Below are 12,080 nucleotides of genomic sequence, written 5' to 3'. Positions count from 1 at the left end.
TCAAGCCCGATAACGTGAATCATGGAATCCCCGCCGTATGCGTATGGCGGGGATTTCGCATATAACCGCCCATGCTACGACCCACCAAGTGGTACCAGAGCGGCATCAGACCACGAAACGCGAGGCCCTGCGCTGCTGCGCGCCGTAGCCGTCCTTGCTGCGCGCGTACGACAGATGCAGGGAGTCCTCGGCTCGCGTGACGGCCACATACATCAGGCGCCGTTCCTCCTCCAACGCCTCCCCCGTCACGCCAGCGCCATACGGCAGCAAACCCTCCGAACAACCGATCAGGAACACATGTTTGAATTCCAAGCCCTTGGCCGCATGGATGGTGGAGACGGTCACGCCAAGGTCTTCGGACTCAGGTTTCGCACCCGCGCCCATATCCGCTCCATCCGCCGCCGCGGCCGCTCCCGGGGAGACGGAAGCCCCCCGCTCCGAGGAGACGATTCCCATCGCCTCAAGCAGCGCCTGTCGCTGTACCGCCTCGCTGGCCACCACCGACGTCTGCCAGCCGGTGTCTCGCCGCACGCGATAGCGCAATCCGGCGGAACGCAGCGCAGCGCAGCATAATTGCTGTTGCGCGTTGATACGCGTGAGAATCGCGCAGTCCGAGGCTTTGACGCCGTCGCGAGCGACCATCTGCGCGATGCGGGCCGCCACCGCCTGCGCCTCCTCCTGATCGCTGCCGTACACGGTTCTCTCAACGCGCGCACCCGCCTCGCGCGCCGAGGTCAATGTGAGATAGTCCTGACGATTTGGAGCGGCGGCGAGCACCTTGTTCGCGTAGGACACGATCCGTGCGGTGGAACGGTAGTCGGTGTTGAGGCTGATATCCGCGCTCAGCGGGCCGAATTCGTCGGCGAAGGCGAGCAGATCGTAGCTGGACGCGCCCGCGAAGGAGTAGATGGTCTGGGCCGGGTCGCCCACCACGCAGATATTGCGGTTCAGCGCGCCCCGATCCCCGTCGCCCAGCCAGAGCGTCATCAACCGGTGCTGTAGAGGGGAGACATCCTGGTATTCGTCGACGGTCAGCCATCCTACGGAGGAGCGAATCTGCGCGGCCGCGTCGGGAAAATCATCCAGCATATGGCAGGTCAGCAGCAGGATATCGTCGAAGTCGATCTCGCCACGTCCCGTCTTCTCCTGCTCGTAGGCGTCATAGATGTCGGTGAAATGTTTGGCGTCGAGCCCGGCCGGAGGCGTGCGGCCCGTCAGTTCGGCCACGCGGGCGTAATCCTCCACCGCCACCATCGAGATTTTGGCCCAGTTGATTTCGGCCTGCACGTCGCGCGCGGCCGTGGGTTCCATGCCCGAGCGCCCCGACGCGCGGGTGAACGCGCGGGATACCAGATCGCGTTGGTCTTCGACCAGATGCGGGAACGGGGCTTCGCAGATGTCCATCCACACGGCCCGCAATTGGCGCAAGGCCGCCGAATGGAAGGTGGCCGCGGTGACTTGGTCGCCGATGCCGAGCGTGGTCAGCCTGGCGCGCATTTCGGCGGCGGCTTTGACGGAGAACGTCACCGCCAACGTGCGGGAGGCGTCCCAGGCGCCGGTCGCGCAGGCGTAGGCGATGCGGCGCGTCACCGTGCGTGTTTTGCCCGCGCCGGCGCCCGCGATGATGCGCACGGGCCCCTGCAGCGTGGTCGCCGCACGCCGCTGCGCCTCATCCAGTCCTTCGAGAATCGTCGATGCCTCCATGCCTCCATTGTGGCACCTGCCCTATGCCGGTCCGCCCCATGGACGGGCTTCAGCGGCGATTCAAGCGACACACGGCGTTTCGAGATATGCCGGACGGCGAGATTTGCGCGCCCGCTTGTATTAGTGTGGAACTGTGATGAAACGTAGCAAGTTTAAGTTGGCCGCGCTGACCTCCGCGCTCTGCCCGAATATCGCCGTCTCCGGCGTGCGCGACAACATGACCGTCAGCGCCACGGACGAGGCCGCGGGCATCGACCAGGCGGTGCTGCAGGACGCTTCGGGCAAACTGTACGACGTGTACGCCACCGACACCGAGGCGGGTCGCAAACGCCTCGCCTCCCGCGTGCGCGCGGCCCGCACACTTGCCGACGCGCGCGACCCCGGCGGATTGGGATTCGCTCTGGACCGTGTGATCGCCTTCGCCTCCGGGGAGGAGCCGAACGGCCCCACGGAATCCACCGCGGTGATGCTTACCCCCCACTGCGAGGGGCAGGCCCGCAGCTTAGATCTGCTCACGCTGGATGATTGCGCCAGTATGGGCACCGCCATCGGCGCGATCCACCGACTGCGGCCAGATTTCCTCACTGAGGCGAAATACCCGGTGTTCACCACCGGCCAGATCCGCTCACAGCTGACCGCGTGGATCAAGCGCCTGCGCGCCGCCGGCCATGTGCCTTCCGAAATCACGAACAGCTGGGCGCGCATCATCGAAACCGAAGGCCTGTGGTCGTTCTCCACCTGCACCGTACATGGCGGATTCTCGGACGGCGACGTGCTGTTCTCCGGTTCGACCATCACCGCGGTCACCAACTGGCAGGACATGCAGGTGAACGATCCTGCGCGAGATCTGGCGTGGGTGTTCCTCAAACTCAACGACGAGCATCGCAACGCCGTGCTCGCCGCATACGGACGCATGATGGGTTCCCGTCTCGACGATTTGATCATGCTGCGCGCCAACCTCTGGCTGCAGATGGAGCAGGTGGGCGAATTCATCCAAGCGCTCAACCGCGCGGACAACGGCCGCATTCTGCAGTTCAAGGCGCAGGTGGAACGTCTCGCCCATCAGCTTGGCGTGCTCACGCCCAGTGGCAATGCGACGCAGGCCCCGGCGAGGCCGAACGGCGGCGCGAATCCTGCCGGCGCGCAATCGCCGTCCACCATCACCGTCGGCACCCTGCTCAACGAGTCCGAACGCCGCGCGGCGCAGGACACCCGCGCACAAGCCGCCGACCAAGGGCATGAGCCTTCCGACGACACCAACGATCCCGACCGCACCGGATCCGCGCAGATCGTCGCCGTCGCTGAGGGAAGCGACGACACCTCCGATTCCACGGCGAACCGCCCCGTCACCCCGGTCGACGACGATTCGACCGCCGACCGACCCGCGGTCAGCTCCGCCACAGGCGACACACGTCCCCAGCTTTCGGCGGAGCACCTGCCGAACTCGTCGGTGACCATCACCATCAACGAGCTCATCGCCGGCGCCGAGCACGCCATCCACGGCGACGGCGCCTATATGGTCGCCAACGCCGCGGAACAGGCCGACGGCACCGACGAACGCGAGCCCGTCTCCGCAGCCGCCGTCACCCCCGGTCCCCATACCGACACGCCGGAACGCGATGCCGAAACCACGCTGATTCCTCTGCTGGAGCGCGAGGAGCGCGCGTTGCGCGACGCGCGGGCCGGATTGGAAGGCTTCGACGACAACGGCATGCCACTCAACCAATAGCCGCGCCCACCTGGCCGCGTCGTCCACGCCGAAGGCGTAACCTCGCGAGCCTGAGGTGCCTGGACGGCATAATGGGCAACAGACACCGCGAAACCGCCGGCTTGCCGGCCAACGTAAAGGAGCAACCCCATGGATATCGAATTGGGCATTCAGAACGTCGCACGACCGGTGAACTTCAGCACCGACGCCGGAGCCGATGAGGTCAGCCAGATCATCGAGCAGGCCGTGGCGAACGAGAGCACCATCAACCTGACGGACGACAAGGGCCGCCGCATCGTGGTGCCGGCACGCGCGTTGGGATACGCGCTTATCGGTTCGGAAACCAAGCACGCCGTCGGTTTCGGCGCTCTGTAACAGACGCTCTGTAGCGAGCGCCCGCCGCTTTTCTTTACGCGAACAGCGGCAGCACACCTCTGCCGACGATGGCCTCCACGGTCTCATCGTCGGTGAGGTTCTCCCCCAGCGCGTTGGGTTTGCCCGCGCCATGCCAGTCGGAGCCGCCGGTTATCAGCAATCCATACCGACGGCACAGGTCGAGCAGTCGTTCGCGCTGTTCGGGCGGGTTGCCGCGATGCCACACCTCCAGCCCGTCCAGCCCTTCGTCGGCCAGCATGCGGATCTGCTCGTCCGATAGGAGATGACGGTTGCGACTGGTGTCTCCCGCATGCGCGACCAGCACGACGCCGCCGGCCGCTTTGACGGCGGCCACCACCTCACGCGTGGTCGGCGACGGCGTGGGGATGTAATAACGCGACCTCGCGCTCACCGCGTCGGCGAAAGCTTCGGAACGGTTGCCATACACGCCGGCCGCCACCAGCGCGTCGGCGATATGGGGGCGGCCGACGGTGGTGCGCTCCCCCTGTTTGACCTGCGCCAGCACCGCATCCCAGTCGATGGGGTAATCCTCGGCAAGCAGCTCCACCATACGTTTGGTGCGCGCAAGACGCGCGGCTCGGGTGTCGGCGAACAGATCGCTGATCCGACGATTCGCGGGATCGTATTGGTAGGCGAGCATATGCACGGAGACCCTGCCGTCGACCGCGGTGACCTCTGTACCACGAAGCAGACGCAGGCCATGCGCGCGCGCCGCCTGTTGTGCCTCATCCCAGCCTGTTGTGGTGTCATGGTCGGTGATGGCCATGCCGTGCAATCCCAGACGCGCGCATTCGGCCGCCAACGTCGCGGGACTTTCCGTGCCGTCGGAGAACGCGGTATGGCAGTGGATATCCCATCCGCCGCTCGGCGGAACGGGCATGGGTTCGGGCTGGTTCATACACTCCATCGTAAGGCCTGATCGCCCCTTAACAGGTGTGTTTCGGCGATGAAGGCGCAAAAACGTGGCTTCGCATGCGGCGCGTGACGGTACGTATGTGATTCTTGTGATTCGCGCACGTGCGTCGGTTCAGCCTGTAAGCGTATACGCCCCTCCGAGGTCGTCTTGCGTTATAGTGATTTCGATTTCAGACATTCGTGGGTTTCCATTTCCAGCCAAGGAGTGTGTCTATGACCAGCACCGAGAACGTCACCATCGAGGAGCGCCCGCTGATTGGATGGCGGCATAGCGCATGGTGGACCTATCTGGTCATGTTGGTCGCCTCCGCGGTGGCGTTGGGCGCCTCGTTCGTGTTGGCGGCCGAAACCCTGCAGTTGGCGCGCCATCCCGAATCCACATTGGGCTGCGACGTCAACAGCGTGGTCTCCTGCTCCGCGGTCGCGCAATCCTGGCAGGCGGAAATCGTCAAATTCGGTGGATTGAGCTATCCGAACGCCTTCTTCGGCATCGCCGCCGAATCGGTGTTCGTCACCGTCGCGGTGATCGGCATGGCGAAAATCGCAGTGCCGCGCTGGTTCGCCGCATGCACCTGGTTCGGTGGACTCGCCGCTCTCGCCTACGCCTACTGGCTGTTCTCGCAGTCGATGTTCGTGATCCAGGCCCTGTGCCCGTGGTGCCTGACGCTGATGTTCTCCACCACCATCCAGTTCATGGCGCTCAGCCACGCCACCGTGGCCGTGCGCAAACTGCCCGCCAAAGCCACGGGCTTACGCACCTACTACCGTTTGGGCATCGATCTGATGATCGACGTGCTGTGGGTGGTGGCGTTGGCCGTGCTGATCATCGTCGTGGAGGGTCCGGCGCTGTTCGCCTGACCCGTCCGTTCGTCTGCTCCGCCTCTAGCGCTGGCGCAGCGCGATATCTCCCACCAGCGTCGCCGATCCGGTAAGCGTCACATTCGCGTCGGTCACGTCGACGCGCAGCACGCCGCCGCGCACGGTGATATCCCAATGGTCGATGCCGGTGAGCGCGCGCAGGGTGATCGCGGTGGCGCACAGACCGGTGCCGCAGGACAGCGTCTCGCCGCAGCCGCGCTCGTGCACGCGCATGCTGGCCTTGCCTTCGTTCGCGGAGGCGTTCACGGCATCGATGCGTACGAATTCCACGTTCTGGTCGCTTTCAATCACCGGCGCGACCTGCGGTTTGACCGTCAGATCCAGATCGTCCACATCCGGCAGCGTGGAGCCCAGCAGGTCGGCCCCCGACGCATCCGCCAGCAACGCATCAGTCAGTACGCCGCCGGCACGCAGACTCCCATCCACACCGGTCACCGCCACCACATGGGGGTTGCCCATATCCACGAAGGTGCCGCGCGCCGATCCGTGCGCCGGCGCGATGGAGACCTCGTACGCGCCGAGTTCGCCGATACGCCATGCGCCCATATCCACCCGCAGTACGTCACGCCCATACGGTTCCACATCACCCAAGGGGGTGAGCGTTTTCACGCCGGCGCGCGTACCCAGACGGAAGGGCTCACTGCCGTTCGCAAGACCGCGGTCCATGGCGAACAGGGTGATGGCGCGCGTGCCATTGCCGCACATCTCGGCCAGCGAGCCGTCCGCGTTGCGGTAGTCCATGAACCACACGGCACCCGCCGCCTCACATGCCGCGCGCTGCGCGTCGTCGAGGTCCGACACCGATTCGGGGTGGGCCAAACGGATCAATCCATCGCCGCCGATGCCGCGATGGCGGTCGCAGAGAAAACGCACCTCGTCCGCGGCCGGCTCGAATTCGCCGGAGGGATCGGCATAGACGACGAAATCATTGCCCGTGGCGTGGGCTTTGGTCACATGGGTAGGAATGGTCATACGCCTCAGCATACCCGCATATCATGCCGGCGCATCCGCATGCGACGGTGTAGTCTGGAAGCGTTTGGCAAGGAGGTTGCGATGGCTTCGACGGCGCCGATCGGCGTATTCGATTCGGGATTGGGCGGTATCTCCGTGGCGCGCGAGCTGCGCCGCGAGCTGCCCCACGAGCGCGTGCTCTATTTCGGCGATTCCGCCAACGCCCCGTACGGTACCAAAACGCCGGATCAGGTGCGCGAATTAAGCTTCGCCATCGTGGAGCGCTTCGTGCGGCAGGGCGCCAAGGCCGTGGTCATCGCCTGCAACACCGCCACCTCCGCTTCGGTTAACGAGCTGCGCGAGCATTACAGCATTCCCATCATCGGTATGGAGCCCGCGTTGAAGGTCGCCTGCGACCGCGGGCGGGGGCGGCGCCAGCGCGTGATCGTCGCCGCCACTCCCCTGACGTTGCGAGAACGCAAATTCGCAGCGCTGATGGAACGCTTCACCGCCGACCATACGATTTTCCCCGAACCCTGCCCCGATCTGGTCGAGATTGTGGAATCCGGCGGATTGGGCGACCATGACGTGGTGATGGATACGCTGCACCGCTACTTCGACCGATACGATTTGGCCTCCATCGATGCGGTGGTGCTGGGATGCACGCATTTTGTGTTCTACCGCGATTATTTCCGCGAATTGCTGCCCGATTCCGCCGCGATCATCGACGGCAACGAAGGCACCGTGCGGCATCTGTCGGTGGTGCTGGAATCGTTGGGGCATCTCGCGCCCGAGTCGCAAAGCGGTTCGGTCGACCTCGCCAACTCCGATCCGGACAGCCGCGTCGCCGCGTTGGCGAAGTCGCTGCTGGAGGCCGCCTGAACCGCCGCACGACCGTAAAGAAGATCGAGAAGATTTTTTGCGCTCTGAGGCGAGACGGCGCGGATTTGTCCGCGATACGCGCGTAATCTCGTGGATGACCAGTCTTTGAGGGAAAAGAGGATGTCATGGCCAAGGGCACCGCGCTGATCGATGTGGGCGGCGGATTCCGCGCGATTTTCGGATGCGGGGTTATGGATCGGCTGCTGGAGGCCGGCATCGACTTCGACCACTGCTATGGGGTGTCCGCGGGAGCGGCCAATATGACCTCGTATATCGCGCGCCAGTCCGGGCGCAACCACAAGTTCTACACGGAGTATGCCTTCCGCAAGGAATACGCGAGCATGAACAGCTTCGTGAAGAACCACAACTTCGCGAACCTCGACTACATCTACAGCACGTTAAGCAACCACGACGGCGAATATCCCGTGGATTACGAGACATTCGCGGCGAATCCGACCCGATTCACGGTGGTGGCATGCAACGCCGAGGACGGTTCGACCATGTATTTCGACAAGTCCCGCGTGCGGTACGACGATTTCGATGTGATCAAAGCCTCGTCGGCCGTGCCGGTGGCCTGCGAGCCGTATGTGATCGACGGCGTGCCCTATTTCGACGGCGGCATCGCCGACCCCGTTCCCGTTCAAAAGGCGTTGGACGACGGCTATGAGCGTGTGGTGGTGATCCTCTCTCGCCTGAGGGATGAGGTCCGCGAGCAGAAGAAGGATCTCGCTCCGGCGAAGATTCTGGAACGCTTCTATCCGGCCGCGGCCGAGAAGCTGCGCGACCGCTACCGCATCTACAACGACGAGGTGGCGTTGGCCAAGGAGTACGAAAAGGAAGGCCGTGTGCTGATCGTGGCACCCGAAGACCTCTACGGCCTGAGCACCCTGAGCAAAAGCTTCGAAGGGCTGGAGCGCATGTACCGCGCCGGATACGCCGCGGCCGAGAAGATTGAGGAGTTCCTGCGCGCCTGATGCGGCAAGACGAACGCACGGATTAAGAAGCGCCCATAGATTTCCGTTATATCGGGGCTTGTGTGTTCCCTCGCGTTCGATGGTAGATTCCCTGCTGAGCCGCATCATCACACCACCACGCGGCGCGACACAGGGAGACCGATGTGACAAAGGCATTGCGGACGACGGCCGTGCACGGCGGATACAGCACGGATGACCATCTCCATGCGGCGAGCACGCCCATCTACGCCACGGCGGCTTTCGACATGTCCAACGCGGCGCACGGCGATGCCTTGTCTGCGGGGACGGTCGAAGGATTCTCCTATTCGCGTGTGGCGAATCCCACCGTCGACGTGTTGGAACGACGTTTGGCCGCTTTGGAAGGCGGCGTCTCAGCGGTGGCGGTGGCGTCCGGCATGGCCGCGGTGTCGTTCGCGCTGCTGTGCGCGGCCGAGGGAGGCGGACGCATCATCGCCCCCCACCGACCTGTACGGCGCCTCGGTCGACGCGATGGAGACCTTTTTCCCCAATTTCGGCGTCACAACGGATTTCGTCCACGACATCAACGATCTTGACGAAGTCGAAGCGGCGATCACCGACGACACACGATGCATCTTCACGGAATCCGTTTCCAATCCATCCATTCGAATCACCGATATCGAAGCTCTTGCGCGGCTCGCGCACGATCACGGCATTCCCCTGATCGTCGACAACACCGTGCCCACGCCCTACCTGTTCCGACCGATCGAATTCGGCGCGGATATCGTGGTGCATTCCACCACCAAAGGCATCACCGGTCATGGCAACGCCGTCGGAGGCGTCGTCATCGACGCAGGTCGCTTCGATTGGAGCAACGGGCGATTCCCGCAGTTCACCCGGGACGAACTCGTCGTCAGCGACGAACGCAATGGCGAGTGGACAAGCTTCGCCGGCGCGTTCGGCAAGGAGGCGTTCAGCAAGCGCGTCCGCATCAAATATCTGCGCACTTTCGGCGCGGTCGCCAGCCCGTTCAACGCGTATCTGTCTTTGGTGGGATTGGAAACGCTCCCCCAGCGCGTCAGCCAGCAGGTCGTCTCCGCCACGGCCATCGCCAAGCGGCTGGCTTCCACCCCGCATGTGCTTTCGGTGAATTATCCCGGCTTCGGGGACGATCCGCAGGACGACCTGCGCGAGAAATACTACCCGAACGGCGTGGGCGGCGTGCTGTCCTTCACCGTGGACGGCGATGATGAGAACGTGCGGCGCATTCTCGACGGCACGCGCCTGTTCACCTACATTCCCAATATCGGTGACGCGCGTTCGCTTATCGTCGACCCGGCCCGCATCACCCACCGCGAGGTGCCCGAACGATACCGTCTGGCCGCCGGCGTCACCGACAATCTCATCCGCCTATCCATCGGACTGGAAGACGTCGACGATCTCATCGCCGACCTGATCCAGACGATCGACGGGGCATACGACGCATAGCGGCATCGGTGTCGGCAATGGCGACAAGCCAATGCATGGACCCACATTCCATCCGCGGCTCGATGCGTTGGGCAGCGGCGCCGTTCTCTTGGCGGAACTGGCTTCGCGAACGCTGCAAAGCCTGTAGAAACACTATTAGGCGTTTGTATGCGATCGGCCGGATACACCCGTTGTGAATGTATCCGGCCGATCGCATACAAACGTCTGGCTATGAGCCTACGAACCTATTTATTTGTCTATTTATCTATTCGACGCTCTGGTTCGCGGTGAGCATGGCCTTGGTGATCTGCTCGTAGAGATCCTGGTAGCCGCCGGGCGTGGAGGCCGGCAGCACCACGGTTTTGGCATTTTCCGACTCGGACAGCGAGCGCATCACGTCGAGATACTGGTTGAACAGCACCACATTGTTCACGTCGGTGATGTTCATGCCCACGGCTTGCAGACTCTTGATCTGGTCGACGATACCGTTGGCGATTTCGCGGCGGTAGTTGGCCTGGCCCTCGCCCTGCAGGCGGGTTTTCTCCGCTTCGGCGGCGGCCTGCGTTTCGATCTGGATGCGCTGGGCCTCGGCGCGCTGGCGGGTGGCCTCCTTCTCGCGCTGGGCGGCGTTGATGGAGTCCATCGCGTTCTTGACTTGCTGGCTGGGGTCGATGGTGGTGATCAGGGTTTTCACCACGGTGAAGCCGAAGCGTGCCATCTCCTGTCCTACGGTTTTCTGCACGTCGGAGGCCACATCGTCCTTGCGGGCGAAGGCGTCGTCGAGGGTGAGCGCGGGAATGGCGGAACGCAGCGCGTCTTCCATATAGGAGCGCAGCTGGCCGGCCGGATCGCGCAGTTCGTAGTATGCGGTGGCCACGTTCTGCGCGTTGACGCGGAACTGTGTGGACGCCACGACGGTGACGAACACGTTGTCGAGTGTTTTGGTCTCCAGCTGCACGTTGAGCTGGTTGACGCGCATATTCGTCTTCATGGCGATGCGGTCCACGAACGGAATGCGGACATGGATGCCGGCGAACTGCACCTTATGCAGTTTGCCGAATCGTTCGATGATGTACGCCTGCTGTTGCGGCACGATGAAAATCGCCGCGAACAGCAGCACCACAATCAATACCGCGATGATGATGCCGACCATCCATCCCATAACGACACCTGCAGCCGCTGCGCTCATACTAGGACTCCTTCTTTTGCGATTCGGATCGGCAATCGTCGCCGGCCCTCCTGATACGTCATCGTAGCAACGCGCTTCATGCCGTCAAACTTCATAGAGCCGCTGTACACATATGGCGACACCGACGCGAGTGCGAGCCGGATGGGCTGTGGTTCAGAACACCAGCATCGCCTGCTTGGGCTGCTTGCCGTAGCGGATCATCGTATCGGCATCCGCCAGGCGGACGGCCAGCTGGTAGCCGTCCACGGCGGTCTCCCCATACGCCTCGTCGGTCCAGGGATCGTCGATCAGCAGCACGTCGCCGGCTTCGTCCTCACGCCATCCGGTCACCGTCACCCAGTGCGGGCAATGCTCGCCATGCATGGGTTGCTCGTCGATCAGCACGACGACGATATGGCCCTGCCTCACATATCGGGCGATGTCTTGGGCGTTGAACGGCCGGACGTTCACCGTGATGCCCGCCTCGTGCGCCTGTCGTTGGAAATCGCGTTGGGCGTCGACGGCCAGCAACGGGTCGATGATGCCGATGCGGTCCGAGGGGTCAAGCACCGGATCGTCCGTCGAAACCTCGGCGACCGGCGTTATGCCGCGTCTGGACGCCGCCACGGCGAGCCCATAGGGATCACAGGCCAGCACCAGCGTCGCCTCCCGCCATACACGCAATTCCGCCTCCCTGTCGATGCCGGGAACGACGCCTCGGCGATGCAGCGCGTTGAGCACCGCCACCGGCCCGCAGGTGAATTCCGTGGTCTGTCGGTAATGCCGCGCGTAGGCTTGCCGATGCCGATGCTCGCCGATATCCGCGCTGGCATCGTGCCGCACGTCAACGCTCCCCGAAGCATGCGACTTGCGTTCGGCGAAGTCCAATAGTCCCGCCGCCAATTCGCCGTCCCCAGACAACGCCGACAGCGTGCATGACGCGGTATGGGGCCGATGGTATTCCAGCAGCGCGGCTACCCTGCCTTGTTCGTCCGCCGCCGCGTACACGGTGCGCCGCAATGCGCCCTGGGCGCGGGCCAAGGCCTGCCGCGTCGGCTCCGGCACCGCTATGCCATCC

Annotated in this window: 10 protein-coding genes and 1 pseudogene; 6 read left to right on the top strand and 5 right to left on the bottom strand. The window is 63.8% G+C overall.

The genetic code is table 11. The features are described 5' to 3' along the window. Positions 1 to 105 precede the first annotated feature (105 nt). Positions 106 to 1,704: an ATP-dependent helicase gene (locus AC1AV0_RS07455; RefSeq protein WP_476572644.1), complete on the bottom strand. Its 1,599-nt coding sequence runs from the start codon at positions 1,702 to 1,704 to the stop codon at positions 106 to 108. 136 nt (positions 1,705 to 1,840) lie between these two features. Here AC1AV0_RS07455 and AC1AV0_RS07450 point away from each other — a divergent pair, with 136 nt between their 5' ends. Both AC1AV0_RS07450 and AC1AV0_RS07445 read left to right on the top strand, forming a co-directional pair. Next, entirely contained in the window at positions 1,841 to 3,433 is a 1,593-nt protein-coding gene (locus AC1AV0_RS07450; RefSeq protein ID WP_476572642.1) for a phosphotransferase, read from the top strand. 129 nt (positions 3,434 to 3,562) lie between these two features. After that, the gene (locus tag AC1AV0_RS07445; RefSeq protein ID WP_476572640.1) at positions 3,563 to 3,787 is read left to right on the top strand and encodes a DUF3107 domain-containing protein; all 225 of its coding nucleotides are present in this window, start codon (positions 3,563 to 3,565) and stop codon (positions 3,785 to 3,787) included. A gap of 34 nt (positions 3,788 to 3,821) precedes the next feature. Here AC1AV0_RS07445 and AC1AV0_RS07440 read toward each other — a convergent pair whose 3' ends face one another. After that, complete coding sequence (locus AC1AV0_RS07440) at positions 3,822 to 4,706, bottom strand: PHP domain-containing protein (RefSeq protein ID WP_476572638.1); 885 nt, start codon at positions 4,704 to 4,706, stop codon at positions 3,822 to 3,824. A 230-nt stretch (positions 4,707 to 4,936) separates the two neighbouring features. On the opposite strand from AC1AV0_RS07440, the gene AC1AV0_RS07435 reads away from it, so the two are divergent. Continuing rightward, a complete protein-coding gene (locus tag AC1AV0_RS07435) occupies positions 4,937 to 5,581 on the top strand; it encodes a vitamin K epoxide reductase family protein (protein ID WP_476572636.1) in 645 nt (214 codons plus the stop codon). 24 nt (positions 5,582 to 5,605) lie between these two features. On the opposite strand, the gene AC1AV0_RS07430 is transcribed toward AC1AV0_RS07435, so the two are convergent. Continuing rightward, positions 5,606 to 6,574 (bottom strand): diaminopimelate epimerase, encoded by a 969-nt coding sequence (locus AC1AV0_RS07430; RefSeq protein WP_476572633.1) that lies wholly within the window; start codon positions 6,572 to 6,574, stop codon positions 5,606 to 5,608. A gap of 81 nt (positions 6,575 to 6,655) precedes the next feature. Between AC1AV0_RS07430 and murI the strand changes: the two genes are divergently transcribed. The 3 genes and pseudogenes from murI to AC1AV0_RS07415 all read left to right on the top strand — a co-directional run bounded on the left by murI (position 6,656) and on the right by AC1AV0_RS07415 (position 9,855). Further along, complete coding sequence (murI, locus tag AC1AV0_RS07425) at positions 6,656 to 7,435, top strand: glutamate racemase (protein WP_476572631.1); 780 nt, start codon at positions 6,656 to 6,658, stop codon at positions 7,433 to 7,435. Between the two features lie 125 nt (positions 7,436 to 7,560). Next, positions 7,561 to 8,409 (top strand): patatin-like phospholipase family protein, encoded by an 849-nt coding sequence (locus AC1AV0_RS07420; protein WP_476572629.1) that lies wholly within the window; start codon positions 7,561 to 7,563, stop codon positions 8,407 to 8,409. A 143-nt stretch (positions 8,410 to 8,552) separates the two neighbouring features. Further along, positions 8,553 to 9,855 (top strand): annotated as a pseudogene (locus AC1AV0_RS07415) (O-acetylhomoserine aminocarboxypropyltransferase/cysteine synthase family protein). A gap of 244 nt (positions 9,856 to 10,099) precedes the next feature. Here AC1AV0_RS07415 and AC1AV0_RS07410 read toward each other — a convergent pair. Both AC1AV0_RS07410 and AC1AV0_RS07405 read right to left on the bottom strand, forming a co-directional pair. Beyond that, positions 10,100 to 10,996, bottom strand: coding sequence for an SPFH domain-containing protein (locus AC1AV0_RS07410; protein WP_476572964.1), 897 nt, complete (start codon positions 10,994 to 10,996; stop codon positions 10,100 to 10,102). A gap of 180 nt (positions 10,997 to 11,176) precedes the next feature. After that, complete coding sequence (locus AC1AV0_RS07405) at positions 11,177 to 12,067, bottom strand: peptidase C39 family protein (protein ID WP_476572627.1); 891 nt, start codon at positions 12,065 to 12,067, stop codon at positions 11,177 to 11,179. Between the last annotated feature and the right edge of the window lie 13 nt (positions 12,068 to 12,080).

This window comes from Bifidobacterium sp. LH_558, assembly GCF_056356295.1.
Note: the sequence above shows the minus strand (reverse complement) of the source record. Positions and strands in the feature narration are given on the sequence as shown.